The 17,743-nt window shown below is 34.9% G+C and carries 17 protein-coding genes; 13 read left to right on the top strand and 4 right to left on the bottom strand.

All coding sequences use genetic code 11. The features are described from left to right. Nucleotides 1–15: 15 nt before the first annotated feature. The gene (locus tag Q1V95_RS07420) at nt 16–1,353 is read right to left on the bottom strand and encodes a dihydroorotase (protein ID WP_300672281.1); all 1,338 of its coding nucleotides are present in this window, start codon (nt 1,351–1,353) and stop codon (nt 16–18) included. Between the two features lie 180 nt (nt 1,354–1,533). Between Q1V95_RS07420 and Q1V95_RS07415 the strand changes: the two genes are divergently transcribed. The 9 genes from Q1V95_RS07415 to ribA all read left to right on the top strand — a co-directional run bounded on the left by Q1V95_RS07415 (nt 1,534) and on the right by ribA (nt 10,880). Continuing rightward, nucleotides 1,534–3,828, top strand: coding sequence for a GH92 family glycosyl hydrolase (locus Q1V95_RS07415; RefSeq protein WP_300672279.1), 2,295 nt, complete (start codon nt 1,534–1,536; stop codon nt 3,826–3,828). Between the two features lie 48 nt (nt 3,829–3,876). Next, nucleotides 3,877–5,310 (top strand): oligosaccharide flippase family protein, encoded by a 1,434-nt coding sequence (locus Q1V95_RS07410; RefSeq protein ID WP_300672277.1) that lies wholly within the window; start codon nt 3,877–3,879, stop codon nt 5,308–5,310. Between the two features lie 145 nt (nt 5,311–5,455). After that, entirely contained in the window at nt 5,456–6,475 is a 1,020-nt protein-coding gene (locus Q1V95_RS07405) for a sugar phosphate nucleotidyltransferase (RefSeq protein WP_300672275.1), read from the top strand. Between the two features lie 117 nt (nt 6,476–6,592). Further along, on the top strand, nt 6,593–7,399 hold the full coding sequence (locus Q1V95_RS07400; protein WP_300672273.1) for a DUF4292 domain-containing protein: 807 nt from the start codon (nt 6,593–6,595) through the stop codon (nt 7,397–7,399). Continuing rightward, nucleotides 7,396–8,955 (top strand): peptidoglycan DD-metalloendopeptidase family protein, encoded by a 1,560-nt coding sequence (locus Q1V95_RS07395; protein ID WP_300672271.1) that lies wholly within the window; start codon nt 7,396–7,398, stop codon nt 8,953–8,955. The genes Q1V95_RS07400 and Q1V95_RS07395 overlap by 4 nt, the downstream gene beginning before the upstream one ends. A 38-nt stretch (nt 8,956–8,993) precedes the next feature. After that, complete coding sequence (locus Q1V95_RS07390) at nt 8,994–9,191, top strand: twin-arginine translocase TatA/TatE family subunit (protein ID WP_300672269.1); 198 nt, start codon at nt 8,994–8,996, stop codon at nt 9,189–9,191. A gap of 3 nt (nt 9,192–9,194) precedes the next feature. Beyond that, nucleotides 9,195–9,809: a DUF4254 domain-containing protein gene (locus Q1V95_RS07385; RefSeq protein WP_300672267.1), complete on the top strand. Its 615-nt coding sequence runs from the start codon at nt 9,195–9,197 to the stop codon at nt 9,807–9,809. Then, complete coding sequence (locus tag Q1V95_RS07380) at nt 9,806–10,267, top strand: hypothetical protein (protein ID WP_300672266.1); 462 nt, start codon at nt 9,806–9,808, stop codon at nt 10,265–10,267. Before Q1V95_RS07385 ends, Q1V95_RS07380 begins: the two co-directional genes overlap by 4 nt. Before the next feature lie 16 nt (nt 10,268–10,283). Next, on the top strand, nt 10,284–10,880 hold the full coding sequence (ribA, locus tag Q1V95_RS07375) for a GTP cyclohydrolase II (RefSeq protein WP_300672265.1): 597 nt from the start codon (nt 10,284–10,286) through the stop codon (nt 10,878–10,880). Nucleotides 10,881–10,934: 54 nt separating this feature from the next. Here the strand turns inward: ribA and Q1V95_RS07370 are convergent, their stop codons facing one another. Next, nucleotides 10,935–11,444, bottom strand: a complete 510-nt coding sequence (locus Q1V95_RS07370; protein WP_300672263.1) for a hypothetical protein — start codon at nt 11,442–11,444, stop codon at nt 10,935–10,937. A 112-nt stretch (nt 11,445–11,556) separates the two neighbouring features. Between Q1V95_RS07370 and Q1V95_RS07365 the strand changes: the two genes are divergently transcribed. Both Q1V95_RS07365 and bshA read left to right on the top strand, forming a co-directional pair. Then, the gene (locus Q1V95_RS07365; RefSeq protein ID WP_300672261.1) at nt 11,557–13,236 is read left to right on the top strand and encodes a glycoside hydrolase family 3 N-terminal domain-containing protein; all 1,680 of its coding nucleotides are present in this window, start codon (nt 11,557–11,559) and stop codon (nt 13,234–13,236) included. Between the two features lie 19 nt (nt 13,237–13,255). After that, nucleotides 13,256–14,383 (top strand): N-acetyl-alpha-D-glucosaminyl L-malate synthase BshA, encoded by a 1,128-nt coding sequence (gene bshA / locus Q1V95_RS07360; RefSeq protein WP_300672259.1) that lies wholly within the window; start codon nt 13,256–13,258, stop codon nt 14,381–14,383. On the opposite strand, the gene Q1V95_RS07355 is transcribed toward bshA, so the two are convergent. Then, the gene (locus tag Q1V95_RS07355) at nt 14,384–15,157 is read right to left on the bottom strand and encodes a class I SAM-dependent methyltransferase (protein ID WP_300672257.1); all 774 of its coding nucleotides are present in this window, start codon (nt 15,155–15,157) and stop codon (nt 14,384–14,386) included. It abuts the gene before it with no gap. A gap of 175 nt (nt 15,158–15,332) precedes the next feature. Here Q1V95_RS07355 and Q1V95_RS07350 point away from each other — a divergent pair, with 175 nt between their 5' ends. Next, nucleotides 15,333–16,601 carry a DUF2851 family protein gene (locus Q1V95_RS07350; protein WP_300672255.1) on the top strand — a complete coding sequence of 423 codons (1,269 nt, stop codon included), beginning with the start codon at nt 15,333–15,335 and terminating at the stop codon, nt 16,599–16,601. After that, entirely contained in the window at nt 16,594–16,815 is a 222-nt protein-coding gene (locus Q1V95_RS07345) for a PspC family transcriptional regulator (protein WP_079668154.1), read from the top strand. The genes Q1V95_RS07350 and Q1V95_RS07345 overlap by 8 nt, the downstream gene beginning before the upstream one ends. Before the next feature lie 106 nt (nt 16,816–16,921). Here Q1V95_RS07345 and Q1V95_RS07340 read toward each other — a convergent pair whose 3' ends face one another. Continuing rightward, nucleotides 16,922–17,689, bottom strand: a complete 768-nt coding sequence (locus Q1V95_RS07340) for a succinate dehydrogenase/fumarate reductase iron-sulfur subunit (protein ID WP_079668140.1) — start codon at nt 17,687–17,689, stop codon at nt 16,922–16,924. Nucleotides 17,690–17,743 lie beyond the last annotated feature (54 nt).

The raw sequence follows: 17,743 nt of genomic DNA, 5'->3' as shown, positions 1-17,743 counted from the left end.
CTTTTTTGAAGATCCTTATTCTCTATCAAACTCCAATCTTTCGCCATGTTTTTCTTCTGAGAAAACGCCGTTGTCGTATGCTAAATGACCGTTGACAAAGGTTTGAGTAATTTTAGATTTTAGATTTGTGCCTTCTAACGGACTCCAACCGCATTTATACAAAATATTGTCTTTCTCAATTGTCCAAGGATTGTCCATGTCTACCAAAACCAAATCCGCTTTGTAACCTTCTTTTACAAAACCTCTTTTATCCACCTCGAACAAAATTGCAGGATTGTGGCACATCTTTTCCACCACTTTTTCTAAAGAAATTTTTTCGTTGTGGTAATTTTCCAACATCACTGGCAAAGAATGCTGCACCAAAGGTGCTCCCGATGGACAACTTGTGTAAAGGTTTTGTTTTTCTTCCCAAGTATGTGGCGCGTGATCGGTCGCAATAACGTCAATTCGGTCATCCAAAAGCGCTTCCCAAAGACCATCTTTGTCAGCTTGCGTTTTCACCGCCGGATTCCACTTAATCAAAGAACCTTTGGTTTCGTAATCGTCATTGGTAAATGTCAAATGATGAACACAAACTTCTGCCGTTATTTTTTTATCTTTTAAAGGAATATCATTTCGGAACAAAGCCGTTTCTTTAGCCGTTGACAAGTGGAAAATATGCAATCTCGCACCTGTTTTTTGAGCCAACTCAATTGCTTTAGAAGAGGATTTGTAACAAGCTTCCTCGCTTCGTATCAAATGATGAAACTTCACTGGAATGTCGTCGCCATATTCAGCTTTGTATTTTTCAGTATTGGCTTTTATCGTATCTTCATCTTCACAATGAACACAAATCAACATTTTGGTAGAGCTAAAAATCTTCTCCAAAGTTTCAGGATTGTCCACCAACATATTTCCAGTTGAAGACCCCAAAAATAATTTGATGGCAGACACATTTTTAGGATTTGTTTTTAAAACTTCTTCCAAATTATCGTTAGTTCCGCCCATCGAAAACGAATAATTGGCATAAGATTTCTCTGCGCCCAATTTGTATTTTTCTTCTAATAATTCCTGCGTCACAGCGTTTGGAACGGTATTGGGCTGATCGACAAAACTGGTTACACCGCCTGCAATTGCCGATTTGGATTCCGAAGCAATGTCGCCTTTATGCGTCAATCCAGGCTCACGGAAATGCACTTGGTCATCAATTACACCAGGTAAAAGATATTTCCCAGTTGCGTCAATCACTTTGTCCGCTTCGGATTCGGGAATATTTTTAGCAATTTTTGAAATTAAATCATTTTCGATTAGCAAATCGCTTTCGAATATTTGACCTTCGTTGACGATTTTAGCATTCTTGATAAGGCTTTTCACTTTTATTTTATTTTAGATTTTTAAATTTTAGATGCGAGACTTTTAAGATATGATTTATAGACTTAGTAAATATTAAAACTAATTTTTCTTTTCTCTATCATCTTTTTTCTTTCCTCTCCGTACAAATTTAGAGTATTTAAAAAGATTTATTTAACTAAATTGCTTCTTTAAAACTAATTAATGTCAATCAAAAAAATATCCTTAGCACTGGGAATCGCGGTTGCTACGCTTACAAACGCTCAAAAAATGGAAAACCTTGTCAAATTTGTCAATCCTCTGATCGGTACCGAAAAGATGGGACACACCTATCCTGGCGCAACAACGCCTTTTGGAGCCGTGCAATTAAGTCCCGAAACCGATTCGATTTCTTACGAGTTAAATGGCAAATACAATGGCGAAGTTTACAAATATTGTGCAGGTTATCGCTACGAGGATAAAACGATAACTGGTTTTAGCTCCACGCATTTTAGTGGAACAGGACATTCGGACTTGGGTGATTTTTTGGTGATGCCGACTGTTGGGAAACTTCAATTAAATCCAGGGACAGCAGACAAACCTGAAACAGGTTACAGAAGTCGCTTTTCGCACAATACCGAAGTTGCCGAAGCGGGATATTACAAAGTAAAATTGGACGATTATAATATTTTGGCAGAAATGACGACTACAACACGTGTTGGCGTTCAGCGTTATACTTTCCCAAAATCAGATCAAGCGCACATCATTTTGGATTTGATGGCAGGAATCTATAATTATGACGGCAAAAATGTCTGGACTTATGTTCGCGTCGAAAACGGAAATACCATCACAGGTTATCGTCAAACCAATGGCTGGGCACGTACGAGAACTGTTTATTTTGCTATGAAATTTTCGAAATCTTTTAAATCTTATGGCCAAAATAATTTTGACGGAAAGCAAGTTTATGGCGGATTTTGGAGAAAATTTGACCAAAACAAAAACTTCCCCGAAATTGCTGGCAAAAATCTAAAAATGTATTTTGATTTCGACACGCAAGAAAACGAAGCTATCGAAGTACAATTGGCAATTTCGCCGGTTAGCCAGGCCAATGCTTTAGCCAATTTAAAACAAGAAGTTGGCAATCTTTCCTTTAACCAAATTAAAGAAAAAGCCCAACAAGATTGGAATAAAGAGCTTAATCGAATTGTGATAAAAGGCTCTGACACGGAGAAAACCAATTTCTACACAACGATGTACCATACCTTTATCAATCCAACGATTTATATGGACGCCAACGGCGAGTACAAAGGACTTGATCAAAATGTTCACAAAGCTGATGGATTCACCAATTATACTACTTTTTCACTTTGGGATACGTACCGTGCTTTGCATCCTTATTTCAATATTGTTCAACCAAAACGAAATAATGACATGGTCAAATCGATGATGGCGCACTACGATCAATTTTCGTTAAAAATGTTGCCAATTTGGTCGCATTACGCCAACGAAAACTGGTGTATGAGTGGTTATCACAGCGTTAGCGTTGTTTCGGACGCCATTATTAAAGGGAATTATTCGGGAGACACAAAGGCTGCTTTGTTGGCTTGTGTTGCAACGGCAAACAAACGCGACTACGAAGGCATTGGCGAGTATATTGATAAAGGTTTTATCCCAGCAGAAAAAAATGGGACTTCGGTTTCAAACACTTTGGAATATGCCTATGACGACTGGGCAATTGCACAACTGGCGAAACATTTGGGGGAAACGGAAATTTATAATCAATTCATCAAGCGCTCTGAAAACTGGAAAAATGTTTATGATAAAAGTGTCGGTTTTATGCGTCCAAAATTAGCAAACGGAACTTTCAAAAAAGATTTTGACGCTTTGGAAACACACGGACAAGGCTTTATCGAGGGAAATTCTTGGAACTATAGTTTCTTTGTTCCGCAAAATCCAAAAGGTCTAATCGAAGCAATGGGTGGCAAAAAGAAATTCGGCGAAAAATTGGACGAACTTTTCAGCATGCATTTGCCAGACAAGTTTTTTGCAGATACTGAGGACATCACAAGAGAGGGGATTATCGGCGGTTACGTACATGGAAACGAGCCTGCTCATCATGTTGTTTACCTTTACAATTTTGCAGATCAAGCTTGGAAAACGCAGCAACAAGTTCGTCACATTTTGGAAATGCAATACAAAGCAACACCTGACGGGTTAGGCGGAAATGATGATACAGGACAGATGAGCGCTTGGTATATTTTGAGTTCACTCGGTTTTTATCCAGTAGCACCAGGTTCAGGAGATTACTCGATTGGAAGTCCAGCGGTTGATCATGCAGTTTTGAATTTAGAAAATGGAAAAACTTTTGAAATCGAAGCGATTAATCAAAGTCCGAAGAATGTTTATGTTGAAAAAATTCTACTAAACGGAAAGGAAATCAAATACTTTACCTTGAAGCATTCTGAGATTATGAATGGTGGAAAGTTGACTTTTTATATGTCGTCGAAACCTAAAAAATAAAGTTTCGGAAATTCAATAATAACTTACATTTGCAAAAATTTTTCAGTTTTGTATAAGAAACTTTTAACGCAAACATTAATCTACGGAATTGGTGCCATTGCACCGAGGATTATTTTGTTTATCCTAAATCCGCTACTAATCCATCAAATAAAAACTGATGAGTTTGCAATTTTCACTAATTTATATGCAGTCATTTCGGTTTTCAATGTCATCCTTTCTTTTGGATTTGAAACGGCTTATTTCAGATTTTCGGCAGAGAAAGACAATGAAAAGAAAACTTTTAATACATCGTTTTGGTTTCTTTTTGCAATGTCGTCGATTTTTCTGATCTTATGTTATATATTCAACCAACCAATTGCCGATTATTTAGGATATTCCGAAACACCTCAATATATTAAATGGTTTGCGATTATAGCCTTTGTTGATAATCTTTTGGTTATCCCTTTTGCATGGCTAAGGTTTCACAACATGCCTATTAAATATTCGGCTGTGCGAGTTGTACAATCTATTTTTCAAGCATTATTTACCGCAGCCTTATTCTTTTGGATTCCTGAAACGCTATCTCAAAAAATGGGATTATCTCACAAAGTTGACTATCCTTTTTTTAGTAATTTAATCACAAGTATATTAGGTCTTATACTTTTGACACCTATTATTTTAAAAGTTAGATTTCAGTTTGTAACCAGCTTATTTTTAAGGATGATTAAATATTCTTATCCTTTAATGCTGGCTGGGATTGCATTTACCATTAATGAGAATTTTGACAAGATGGTTCAGTTAAGATTCATAAGTGCAGAAGAAGCAGGAGCTTATGGTGGTTGTTATAAATTAGCTGTATTAATGACACTTTTCGTGACCGCTTATCGAATGGGAATCGAGCCTTTTTTCTTTAAACAAATGGATAAAGGTGACGCTACAAAAACCTACGCTAACGTCACAGAATATTTCACGTTCTTCGCAGCTGTTGTTGCGATGGGAATTATCGCAAATATTTCTTGGCTAAAAACGATGCTCATCCCAAATCATACATATTGGTCTGCAATAGACATCATACCAATTATTGTCATTGCTAATCTTTGTTTCGGGATTTATTACAATTTCTCGACTTGGTACAAAGTAACGGATAGAACTGGTGTAGGAACTCTTATTTCGTGGATTGGTGCTGGTGTTAATATCGCTTTAAACTTTATTGCATTGAAATATTACAAAAGCATTATAGGTTCCGCATGGGCAACTTTCGCAGCTTATGTTGTTATGATGATTGTCTCTTACCTTTTAGGGCAAAAATATTATCCAATCCCTTACCGAATGAAGAAAATGAGTTTCTTCTTGATTCTTCTTTTCATTTTTAGCTTTGTGATAGTAAGGTATTTCAACTACAATTTTTGGTACAGTAATATACTTTTTGTTGTATTTGCCGCAATCGTCATCTACAGCGAAAAGGATATGTTGGTCTCGAAGATTAAGGGGCGAAAATTTTAATCAATCTAAATTTCAAGCTATTACCAAATATTAAAATTAAGAATTTGCTTTATGTAGCTTATATTTCTACATTTGGCAGATTGACAAAAACTAATAGTCTTTAAGAAAATATTATTAACAAGAAAATAAAACACACTTTTATATAATGAAAATTATTGTTCCTATGGCTGGACGTGGTTCTAGACTTCGTCCACACACTTTAACAGTTCCTAAGCCTTTAATCCCAATTGCTGGAAAACCAATCGTACAAAGATTAGTTGAAGATATTGCAAAAGTAGCAGGTGAAAAAATAGACGAAATCGCTTTCATTATTGGTGACTTCGGACCAGAAGTTGAAGCTTCATTAATTAAAATCGCCGAAGATCTTGGTGCAAAAGGTTCAATATATACCCAAGACGAACCACTTGGTACAGCACACGCGATTAAATGTGCAGAAAATTCTATGCAAGGCAATGTGGTTGTGGCTTTTGCTGACACACTTTTCCGTGCAGATTTCCAACTAGACACTAATTCTGATGGTGTTATTTGGGTTAAAAAAGTTGAAGATCCATCAGCTTTTGGTGTTGTTAAATTGGACGAATATGGTTTTATCACGGATTTCGTGGAGAAGCCGCAACAGTTCGTTTCAGATTTGGCTATTATTGGTATTTATTACTTTAATAGTGCAGAAAAACTAATGTCTGAGATTAATTATATCATGGACAATGATATTAAAGAAGGTGGTGAATATCAATTGACAACCGCTTTGGAAAATCTTCGTCAAAAAGGCGCAAAGTTTTCATTAGGAAAAGTTGACGACTGGATGGATTGCGGTAACAAAAATGCAACTGTTGAAACCAATGGTAAGATTCTTCAGTATGAAAAAGAATCTATGGCGCAATTCCCTAGTTCTGCAAAAATCGAAAGTTCACTAATCATTCCCCCGTGTTTTATTGGTGAAAATGTTGAAATCAGCAACTCTAAAATTGGTCCAAATGTATCTTTAGGAAATGGCACAAAAGTAATCAACTCCAATATTGACAATTCACTAATCCAAGAAAAAACAGTTATTGACCACGGAAACTTATCTAACTCAATGATTGGTAACTCGGCACAATATTACGGTGTTGCAAGAGAAATTTCTTTAGGGGATTATTCTGTTTTGGATTTCCTTTCAAAAGATTAAAAAAATAATCATACAAGAATTTGAGATCTAGCATCTAAATATTTTTAGAAGTTAGATCTCAAAATATTTATAGCCTATTGGCGTTAATTTTGCAAAGCCTATTCATAAATTTACAAAATGAAAAAATTAGGAATCATCATATTATCAGCAATTGCATTATCTGCTTGTACAGCTCGAAAGACTATCACAGAATCTAATACGACACCAATTAGCACAACAGAACCTGTTAAATCTAACAAGGCTTTCTTTGATAAAATTTTGACAAAATCTAATTTTGAACAGGTTAAAATTAGCAGTAAAATTAATGTTGAAAATGGAAGTTTTATCCCAACATTAGGCGCCACAATTTATATTGAAAATGGTCAAAAAGTTTGGATGAATCTTACTGCTCTTTTCATCAATGTTGCTCGTGGCATTGCAACACCAGATGGTGTAAAAGGCTATGAATCATACAATAAAACCTATATTGATTCGGATTTTTCTTATCTAAACAATCTTCTTAAAGTTAACTTCATTGATTTCAACGCTTTACAAAATTTAATTTTAGGACGAACTTTTATCCCAACCAATGATAAAGATTTTGAGTTAACTCAAAATGCACAAGGTTACACTTTGACCTCGAAAAACAATATCAAAATTAATGTTGATGGTGTAGCAACTGAATATGCTGTTAAAAGTGATTATGGAAGCGATTTTAATTTAAGTAAAGTCACGCTTAACAACCTAAGCAACCAAGATCAATTGGAAGTCTATTATAACAATTGGGAAAATTTTGAAGGAAATTCGTTCCCAAAAAATGTTAAAATAATTATAAAAGCAAAGAAAACAGACCAAATCTTAATCGAAAACACGAAATTTGATTTTTCCAAAATGGCAACACCATATTCGGTGCCAAATAATTATAAAAAGACCGCGATTAAATGATAAAGAAGATTAGTTTTGTACTAAGCATTTTATTTTTCGGAAGCATTTTCGGCCAAAATACAAAGGAACAATTACAGAAGCAAAACGCTGATATTAAGAAGCAAATTGCGACAATTAATGAAGATTTAGCCAAAACTAAAAACGAGTCCAAATTGTCACTTGCATACCTTAATGCTGTTAATCAAAAAATAGCTTTAAGAGAAAAATCCTATAACAATACCCAAAAGGAGAAACGCTTTATTGAGGACGACATCTACAAATCTCAATTAGAAATCAATAAGAATAAACGTGAGCTTGGCAAGTTGCGCGAAGATTATGCAGCAATTCTTGTGAAAGCTTACAAAAACAAAGGTGTTCAAAATAAAGTTATCTTCATCCTTTCTTCAAAAAGTATGGGTGAGGCACTACGTAGAATCCAGTATTTAAAACAATATTCGGAATATCAAGATCGTAAAGCAGCCGAAATCAACGACAAAGCAAAAGAAATCCAAAGAAATATTGCTAAAAAGCAAAAAGCTGTTGGCGAAAAAGACAACCTACTTCTTGATCAGAAAAAAGAATTAGCGACTATTGAAGTTGATCGAAAACAAAAGGAAACTCTTCTTGCTGAATTCAAACAAAATGAGACGCAGTTAACGGCTGAGCTAAAACAAAAGCAAGCACAACAAAAATCTTTGGAAGGTCAAATTCGTGCTATCATTAACGAAGAAATTCGTGCAGCAAAAGAAAAAGCTGAAGCCGAAAGAAAAGCCGAGGAAGAGCGTAAACGCCAAGCCTTAATTGCAGCAGCAAAAGAAAAAGCTAGAATCGACGCTGAAAATAAAGCAAAAGCTGAAGCACTTGAAAGAGAACGTAAAGCATTAGAAGAAGAAACCCGTAAAGCTCGAGAATTGGCAGCGAAAAAAGCGGCTGATGAAAAGAAGCGCGCTGACGAAGCTGCAAAAGCGGATTCGGATGCAAAAGCTGAAGCTAAAAGAATTATCGCAGAGCGTGAATCCAATGAAGCCAAAGCTCGTGCTAAAGCAGCGGAAGATCGTTTAGCGGAAGCCAAAGCAGCAGAGGCTGCTTTAAACAAGAAAAAAGACGAAGAAAAACAAGCTGCCGAAACCAAAACGATGAAGGCATTTGGTGTTGGAAGCGTTACTGCTGGTAGTAACTTTGCAGAGAATAGAGGAAGAATTGGTTTCCCTGTAGAAAAAGGAAATATCACACACAGATTTGGACGTCAACAACATCCTGTTTTCAAAAACATTTGGGAAGAAAATAACGGTATCAAAATCGCAGTTAGCCCAGGAACAAAAGCACGTTGTGTCTTCCCTGGCGTTGTATCAAGAATCCTTGTCGATGGCGGCACCAAAACAGTTATGGTAAAACATGGCAGTTACTTCACCGTATACTCTAACCTATCAAATGTGTATGTAAAGGCTGGTCAAACAGTTTCTGCAGGAACGCAAATTGGTGACATTACAACAAGCTTGGATGGTTCTTACACACTGGATTTCCAAATATGGAATGACACAAATCCAGTTGATCCAATGGGTTGGGTTTCGTATTAAAAAATAATGTAACTTTGTCAAATCAAAAAACGTAAAAAATGTATCATTCATTAACTATACTTGCACTTTCTTGGCAACACATCTTAATCGTTGCTTTAATCCTATTATTATTATTCGGAGGTAAAAAAATCCCTGAATTAATGAAAGGTTTAGGCTCAGGAATCAAAGAATTCAAAGATGCTGTAAAAGAGGAAGACAAAAAGCCAGACAATAACAATTCTACGACTAACAACTAGAAAATGAACTTTGTTGAGCAGGCTTGGGACATCTTTAATCAGTCGATTAAAGACTATCATCAATTAGACAACGTCGATACTTTAGAAAATAATCCGTTCCAAACTAACAGCTTGGAACATTTTTTGTATACAAAGAATTGGATTGACACCGTACAATGGCATTTGGAGGATATTATCCGTGATGAGAATATCAATCCGGTGGACGCACTACAACTAAAACGTCGTATCGATTCTTCTAATCAAAAAAGAACAGATTTAGTAGAAAACATCGATGATTGGTTCCTAGAGAAGTTCCAAAATATTACTCCTAAAAATGATGCAAAAATTAACTCTGAGACTTTGGCTTGGGCTATTGACAGACTTTCAATTTTAGCATTAAAAATATACCACATGAATCAAGAAGTGATCCGCGAGGATGCTTCCGCTGAGCATGTTGCCAAATGTTCTGCAAAACTGAATGTATTGCTGGAGCAGAAAAAAGATCTCATGACTGCGATAGACCGATTGCTAATTGATATTGAAAACGGTGATGTTAAGATGAAAACGTACAAGCAGATGAAAATGTATAATGACGAATCTCTTAACCCAATCCTATATCAAAAAGCACAAAAAAAATGATTCGCTGGGTTAGAGTTTTATTATTGCCGTTATCGCTATTTCTAGTTTCTTGTTCTTCAGAGACTGGCTTCTATGCGGACAATACTTTTTCAAATGATTTGCCTGCAAACACGGAGCGAAATGTATCACCGGAAAGGATTACTTATAGTTCTACTATTTCTAATTTGGTATCAACATTTCCTAAATTCAAAAATGTTGCAGTTAACAATCAAGTTAGCGAACTCAAAAAAAGCCTAACCAATTATCTTTATGCAGTACGATCTTCTAACGAAAAAGAGAAGAAAAAATCTCAAAAGCAATTCGAAGACAACTACAAAAACATCCAAAGATTAAGAAAATATCTTAACAAGGATGATGATCAAGTCCTTAACAGATATCTGGTTAACATTAAAACGAATATGAACCTTTTGGAAGCTGTTGAAAAAAACGCTTCAAAGGATATCATTACTACTAAATAAATTTACTTTAAATTAAATGCTCAAAATACAAGCTGAAGCTAATGTGCCTACAGAGTTGGGCAATTTCAAAATAATAGCTTTTTCTGAACGAGAGGATGATTGGATGCCTCACATGGCAATTATTGCTAACAATACAGATTTTTCCAAAGCAGTTAATGTTAGATTTCACTCGGAATGTATTACTGGTGAAGTTTTCCATTCTTTGAAATGCGAATGTGGACCACAACTCGATGCGGCTTTATCTTATATTGATAAAAACGGTGGCGTTGTTGTCTATCTTCGCCAAGAAGGTCGAAATATCGGCATCATCAATAAATTGAAAGCTTATGCGCTTCAAGAAAAAGGATTTGACACAGTGCAAGCCAATCTAAAATTGGGACTTCCTGCAGATGGTCGAAAATTTGATGTTGCGATAGAAATTTTAAATATTTTAGGAATTACAGAAGTCAACTTAATGACCAACAATCCGGAAAAATTAAAATATGTTGAAGAAAGTAACATCAAACTAAATTCAAGGATTCCTTTACAGATAAAGGCAAACGAAAATAGTTCCTCTTATCTTAAAACAAAAAAAGAATTCTTTGGTCATCTTCTTAACGACAAAGATTTGTAACATAAAAAAAGCGAGAAAATTTTCTCGCTTTTTTATTTATTTAAAGTCAACTTATTACAAAGTAACAACTTTAGAATCGTTGATTTTGTAACGTTGAATTATTTCATCATAACTCATTTTTGACAAATTGTTAGTTGTTCCTTTTCCAAATTCAGCAGGAACAAGTATTACTCTAAAGGTTTGGTTTGAAGCAAATTCAGGCAAAGTAAAAGAAGTATTTGTACCACCTAGATATAACGTAAAATCTACAGTTGAAAAGTCGTAGTTATAATCAACTTCGTCACCATTTTTAAGATATATCGCTGTCGGAACTGGCTCCCAAATTGGTTTTCCATTATTCAAAGTTCCGCTTTGATGAAAGACTACAACATAATCTTGGTCTAACATTGCTTTTGTGAAGCTTTTATTATAAGAGTAATTGTTGTTTGATGTAAAATTAACACCTTTAACATCATACACTTGTGGATAATCAACTTGTACTTCTTGTACAACATCTCTCGTACAGCTTGTTACCGCGCCCAAAGTCAAAAGCGATAATGCTGATATAGTCAAATACTTTTTCATAGTTTTGAAATTTATTCGTTAATTATTTACTCCAAAATATATACCACAATTCTTTTTTAATAAAAAATGATGATATATCTTTATAGTCACTTAATTTTTAGATACGGAAAAAATGAAAAGGTTAATTCTAGCTGCCACAATTTTTGGTTCAATTTTTAACAAAGCGCAATATATTCCTAAAAATATAAGCCCAGAAGAAACCAAAGCTGCACATGATTGGGTTGACAAAACCTACAACCAACTTTCCGAAGATCAAAAGTTAGGACAACTCTTTATCGTCGCTTTATATACCAACAAAGGTATTGATCACATCCAAGAGATTAGAAACTTAGTCACCAAAGAACAAATTGGAGGACTTATCTTGATGCAAGATGATGCGGCGATGGAAATTAATTTGGTTAACGAATTCCAATCTAGGTCCAAAGTACCAATGATGATTGGTATGGACGCCGAATGGGGACTTTTCCAAAGAATTGCAAAAGCTTACAAATTCCCTTGGGCAATAACTTTAGGCGCTATCCAAGATCAAAAATTAGTGTACAATATGGCGGCTCAAATTGCTGCAGATTGTAAAAGAATGGGTATCAATTGGGATTTTGCCCCAGTAGTCGATGTTAACACCAATCCGAGCAACCCAATTATTGGTAATCGCTCTTTTGGCTCGGATGTTAACAATGTCATTGCAAAAGCAAGAGCTTATGCCTTTGGATTGCAAGACAATCAAATTTTAGCAGCGGTTAAACATTTTCCTGGACATGGCGATACTAGCGCAGATTCGCATTACGATTTGCCTTTGGTTGAACACAATATCTCTAGACTTGAAGAAGTAGAATTAGCACCTTACAAAACGCTGCTCAAAGAAGGCATTGGTGGTGTAATGGTAGCGCATCTCTATGTTCCCGCTTTAGAAAAAGAAAAAAATGTACCTGCCTCGATTTCAAAAAATATTATTACCGATTTACTTAAAAACAAACTTGGCTACAAAGGTTTAATTATTACCGATGCGCTTAATATGGGCGCCGTTGCCAACCGATATCAGCCAGGACAATTGGATGCTTTGGCCTTTAAAGCAGGTAATGATATTATGCTATTCTCCCAAGGTGTTAAAGAAGGTAAACGCTTGATTGCTGAAGGCATTGCAAAAGGCGATATCTCAAAAGATCGTTTGGAAGAAAGTGTTAAAAAAATTCTTTTAACGAAATATTATTTAGGTTTAAATAAATACGAAAATAAAAACCCTGATAATGTTATTGCTGACCTCAATAATGCTTCGCATCAACAATTGGTGCAAAATCTTTATGAAAATGCTTTAACGCTTCTAAAGGATAAAAACAACCTTTTACCTTTAGATTCCTCTCAAGAGAAGATATATTACTTACCACTGGAGGAAGCATCTTATAGTACATTCCAAATTGAATTATGGAACCAAATAAATCTTAGTGTTATTAAACCGAGTGATGTTGCTAAGCTTCCAAAAAATTCTAAAATACTTATAGGCTTGCATAAAGACAACAGCACAGCTTATAAATCTTATAAAATATCCGATGCTTCTAAAAAAATAATTGAAGAAGCCGCTAAACAAAATAAAATTATATTGACTGTTTTTGGCAGTCCTTATGCATTAAAAGATCTTGATACGTCAAACATTTCTACCATCGTAGTTGCTTATGAGAATAACGCAGATTCCCAAAAAGCTGCCGTAAATGGAATAACAGGAGAAACAAAAATTTCTGGACGTCTTCCTGTTCTTGTAAACGATACTTGGAAATACGGTGACGGAATAGATCTATAAAACTAACAAGCGAAAAATTATGAAAATAGGAATATTATGTTATCCAACTTATGGTGGAAGTGGTATCGTTGCAACAGAATTGGGAATGATTCTCGCCAACCAAGGTCACGAAGTTCACTTTATAAGTTCGAATTTGCCAGCAAGATTGGACATGACCCGCGCAAATATTTTTTTCCATAAAGTGCAAGTAGAGAATTATCCTCTTTTCAAATTTCCACCTTATGATATTGCTTTATCATCGACAATCTACCAAGTTGTAAAACTTTATGATTTGGATATTTTGCATGCGCATTATGCGATTCCATTTGCATATTCAGCGTTTTATGCCAAGCAAATGTTGAAGGAAGATGACAAAGATATTCCGTTAATTACAACACTTCACGGGACGGATATTACTTTGGTTGGACAACATCCAAGTTATAACAAAGCGGTTGAATTTTCGATAAATCAATCTGACGCCATAACTTCTGTATCGGAAAGTTTGAAACAAGATACACTCAAAAATTTCCATATCAAAAAGGAAATCCAAGTGATAAACAACTTTATAGATAACGGACTTTTCGACGCTGAAAAATTTGTTTGCTGTCGTGATCAGTTCGCTAGTAAAGGTGAAAAGATTTTGATCCACGTTTCGAATCTGCGTCCCGTTAAAAGGATTCAAGATGTTTTGGAAATATTTAAAAATGTTGAAAAGACAATCGATTCGAAGTTGGTCATTATTGGCGAAGGTCCAGATATGGAAGTCATCAATAACTTTTTGAGCGATTATCCAGAATTGATTACCAAAATTAGACTTCTAGGAAAAGTTGATGATTTGCAAAGAATTTTGAAACTAGCGGATGTCTTTTTGTTACCATCAGAACAAGAAAGTTTTGGACTTGCAGCTTTGGAAGCTATGGCAGCAGGTGTACCAGTTATCAGTAGTAATGCTGGCGGAATCCCCGAAGTTAATATTAATGGCAAGACTGGCTTCGTAGCAGATATTGGCGATGTCGAAAAAATGACCGAATATGCAATCCAACTACTTTCTGATGAAAAACTTTTAGCAGAAATGAAACTTAATGCCAAAGAAAATGCGGAACTATTTGATATCAAAAATATAATTCCGCAGTATATTGCGCTTTACAACAAGCTTCTAAAAAAGTAATTACTTAATCACAAAAGCTGCATATTTATCATCGAATCCAACAATATGCGGCTTTAGATTATTCTTTACACAATAATCCATAAACGCAGCATTATCCGACACGTCATCACTCATTAGGATGCCACCTTTTCTCAATTTCTCCCACAGAATAGGATATGCCCACATTCTGCCATTATAAGATTTGTCGCTATCATAGTGCATAAAGTCAAATTCATTTTGCTCTGCAAAAATCTTTGGAAGTGACTCTTTATCTGCAAAACGGAAAAGTTTCCAATTTGGGCGAAGATGTTCAGCTACCACACAACCAACATATTTATCACCATTTTGCGCTAAATATGGCATATCAGAGCTGTACAAAGTTCCATTTCTTTTTTGTAAAGACAATAAGGCCGCCAATGAAGACCAACCGTAAGCAACACCAGTTTCTAATGAATTCTTCGCAGAAGTATATTCATTTAAATAATAGATTAAATCCAATGCGCCAGCACCACCCATTTTGATTGGGCAACTTTTTTCGGTTTCCGAAGCCTCCTTCATAATGTCTGGATAAAGATTATTAATCGTTTGGTAGTCCTTAAAATCTAGGATATTTTTAATCGCATCATCTTGACTTATCGCCAAAGAACGACACCACTCTTCTGCGCTATCTTTGCCTTTGAAAGCCGCTTGTCTCTGAAAGATATTTTTATAAATCTTTCTGAAAAGCTCTGGATAAAGTTGTGGGCGAATTAAATACGCGAAAAAAGTTTTAAAAATGCTTGCTATTTCTTTCATCTGTTTGTGTTATTCGTTTTATACGACTGCGAAATTAACATAATTTTTCCAATTATTAGAGTTCCTTTTTAACAATCTAAGAAACTTTAGTTGTCATTTTATTTTTTTAAAACAGAAATAAAAAGAAATTCATAAAAATAAAATGTAACTTTATGTTACACAAACTATAAACACCATGATGAACGAACACATTTTGCAATATATCTGGAGCAAAAAACTGTTTTCCAATTTAGATTTTCGGTGTACAAAAGGTTTTCCCATCGAGGTTTTAGATTTTGGAAAATGGAATTATGATCAAGGTCCAGATTTTTCTTTAGCTAAAATTAAATACCAAAACACGACCTTTGTCGGCAACATCGAAATCCATATCAAAAGCTCGGATTGGTATCTTCACCAACATGAGAAAAGCGATCATTATGATTCTTTAATTCTTCATGTCGTCTATTTTGATGATTGCGACATCGAAAGTTTAGTACAAAAAAACATCCCATGTCTGGAACTGAAAAATTATGTTTCCGAATCGGTTTTAAATAAACTTATTAATCTCAATGACAATCCTTTTGATTTTATTGCTTGCGAAAAGCTCATAAAACCAAACGATCTTCCTTTATTTTTTGCTGAACAAAAACTTTTGGAAAAGCTTGAGAAAAAACGAAAATCCATTTTTGAACGACTAAAAAATACCCAAAATAACAAAGAGCAAATCTTGTTAGAGCAACTTGCTTATGGTTTTGGACTAAAAGTAAACGCAGAACTTTTTAGTGAAATGATCTCCTATTTAGGTTTTAATATTTTAAACAAAATAAGAGCGAACCAAACAAGTTTAGAAGCTTTACTTCTGGGAACTACTGGACTTTTAAACACTGTTGAAAACATTGATGAACAAACTAAAATTTGGCAACGAGAATATCAATTTTTAGCTTCAAAATTTAAGCTGAGTGATTTGAAATTTAACCCAAAGTTTTCAAAAATGCGACCGCCAAATTTTCCTACGATTCGATTGTCGCAATTATCGGTTTTAATACATCAAGAAGCACATCTATTTTCAAAAATAATCAATGCAAAAAGCATAGAAGATTTTTATTCAATTTTAGAAAAAGTGAAAAGCTCAGAATATTGGGAAACACATTATCAAATTTCAAAACAGACAAAAGAACATTCGACGGCGCTTTCCAAAGATTTTATAGATCTAATAATCCTCAATGTTTTTTTACCTATTAAATATTATTTTTCCGAAGACGAAGACATTAATGACCAAATAATCGACTTCTACAAAAATCTAAAGCCCGAAAAAAATCAAATTATCGACCATTGGAAGCATTTGCAAATTCCAATAAATTCGGCTTTGGAATCTCAAGCTTTTCTACAACATTATCGTGAAAACTGCATCGAAAAAAAATGCTTAAATTGCGGTATCGGATTTAAGATTTTAAAACATGATTGACAATATACGTCACCGCTTTGAGAGAGAATGGTTTGGGGTTTTGACCAGAATGGGAAGCAAATTGGGAATACCCGTTTCTAAGTTGCGTGTGTTCTTCATCTACTCCACTTTTGCGACCGCTGGTATTTTCTTTTTATTCTATTTAGGTTTAGCCTTTACACTTTGGATAAAGGACTGTATCGTTGTTAAAAGACCAAACGTATTTGATCTTTAAGATTTAATTGTAACGTCCTGAAAAAATGATACAAGCTTAAAATCAATAAAAATAAAAAACGCCTTTCAAAAATTTGAAAGGCGTTTTTGTTTATCTAAGAATTGTCTTATCCTTTATCAACAAAAGCAGACATATATTCTCTGTTCATTCTTGCGATGTTTTCTAGAGAAATTCCTTTTGGACACTCTACTTCACAAGCTCCAGTGTTAGAACAGTTTCCGAATCCTTCTTCGTCCATAGCTGTTACCATGTTTAGAACTCTTCTCTTAGCTTCTACTTGACCTTGTGGCAATAAAGCGTATTGAGAAACTTTTGCTCCAACGAAAAGCATTGCAGAACCATTTTTACAAGTTGCTACACAAGCTCCACATCCGATACAAGCCGCAGCATCCATTGCTCTGTCTGAATCTTCTTTAGGAACCAAAATATTGTTAGCATCTGTTGTTCTACCAGAAGTGTTAACAGAGATGAAACCACCTGCTGCCATTACTCTATCGAAAGCACTTCTATCCACAACCAAATCTTTGATTACAGGGAAAGCTGCACTTCTCCAAGGTTCAATAACGATAGTTTCTCCATCTTTGAAGTGACGCATGTGCAACTGACAAGTTGTGATACCAGTATCTGGACCGTGCGCACGACCGTTGATGTACAAAGAACACATACCGCAAATACCCTCACGACAGTCGTGATCGAAAGCTACTGGTTCTTTACCTTCGTTAATTAAGTTCTCGTTCAGAATGTCTAACATTTCCAAGAAAGAAGAATCTGTAGAAACGTCAGATATTTTGTAGGTCTCAAATTGACCTTTGGATTTATTATTTTTTTGTCTCCAAATTTTCAGCGTAAGATTTAAGCCTTTTTTTGCACTCATAATTTTATATTTATTGGTTGGAGATTATTTGTAACTTCTTGTTTTAACTTCGAT

The organism is Soonwooa sp., assembly GCF_030151385.1.
Taxonomy (GTDB): Bacteria; Bacteroidota; Bacteroidia; order Flavobacteriales; family Weeksellaceae; genus Soonwooa.
This window is presented reverse-complemented; position numbering and strand designations above follow the sequence as displayed.

Bases quoted from the DNA above. Each gene is read 5' to 3' on its own strand.
- Q1V95_RS07415 (WP_300672279.1), top strand. From the start codon at position 1,534: ATGTCAATCAAAAAAATATCCTTAGCACTGGGAATCGCGGTTGCTACG.
- Q1V95_RS07405 (WP_300672275.1), top strand. From the start codon at position 5,456: ATGAAAATTATTGTTCCTATGGCTGGACGTGGTTCTAGACTTCGTCCA.
- Q1V95_RS07400 (WP_300672273.1), top strand. From the start codon at position 6,593: ATGAAAAAATTAGGAATCATCATATTATCAGCAATTGCATTATCTGCT.
- Q1V95_RS07395 (WP_300672271.1), top strand. From the start codon at position 7,396: ATGATAAAGAAGATTAGTTTTGTACTAAGCATTTTATTTTTCGGAAGC.
- Q1V95_RS07390 (WP_300672269.1), top strand. From the start codon at position 8,994: ATGTATCATTCATTAACTATACTTGCACTTTCTTGGCAACACATCTTA.
- Q1V95_RS07385 (WP_300672267.1), top strand. From the start codon at position 9,195: ATGAACTTTGTTGAGCAGGCTTGGGACATCTTTAATCAGTCGATTAAA.
- Q1V95_RS07380 (WP_300672266.1), top strand. From the start codon at position 9,806: ATGATTCGCTGGGTTAGAGTTTTATTATTGCCGTTATCGCTATTTCTA.
- ribA (WP_300672265.1), top strand. From the start codon at position 10,284: ATGCTCAAAATACAAGCTGAAGCTAATGTGCCTACAGAGTTGGGCAAT.
- Q1V95_RS07370 (WP_300672263.1), bottom strand. From the start codon at position 11,444: ATGAAAAAGTATTTGACTATATCAGCATTATCGCTTTTGACTTTGGGC.
- Q1V95_RS07365 (WP_300672261.1), top strand. From the start codon at position 11,557: ATGAAAAGGTTAATTCTAGCTGCCACAATTTTTGGTTCAATTTTTAAC.
- bshA (WP_300672259.1), top strand. From the start codon at position 13,256: ATGAAAATAGGAATATTATGTTATCCAACTTATGGTGGAAGTGGTATC.
- Q1V95_RS07355 (WP_300672257.1), bottom strand. From the start codon at position 15,157: ATGAAAGAAATAGCAAGCATTTTTAAAACTTTTTTCGCGTATTTAATT.
- Q1V95_RS07350 (WP_300672255.1), top strand. From the start codon at position 15,333: ATGATGAACGAACACATTTTGCAATATATCTGGAGCAAAAAACTGTTT.
- Q1V95_RS07345 (WP_079668154.1), top strand. From the start codon at position 16,594: ATGATTGACAATATACGTCACCGCTTTGAGAGAGAATGGTTTGGGGTT.
- Q1V95_RS07340 (WP_079668140.1), bottom strand. From the start codon at position 17,689: ATGAGTGCAAAAAAAGGCTTAAATCTTACGCTGAAAATTTGGAGACAA.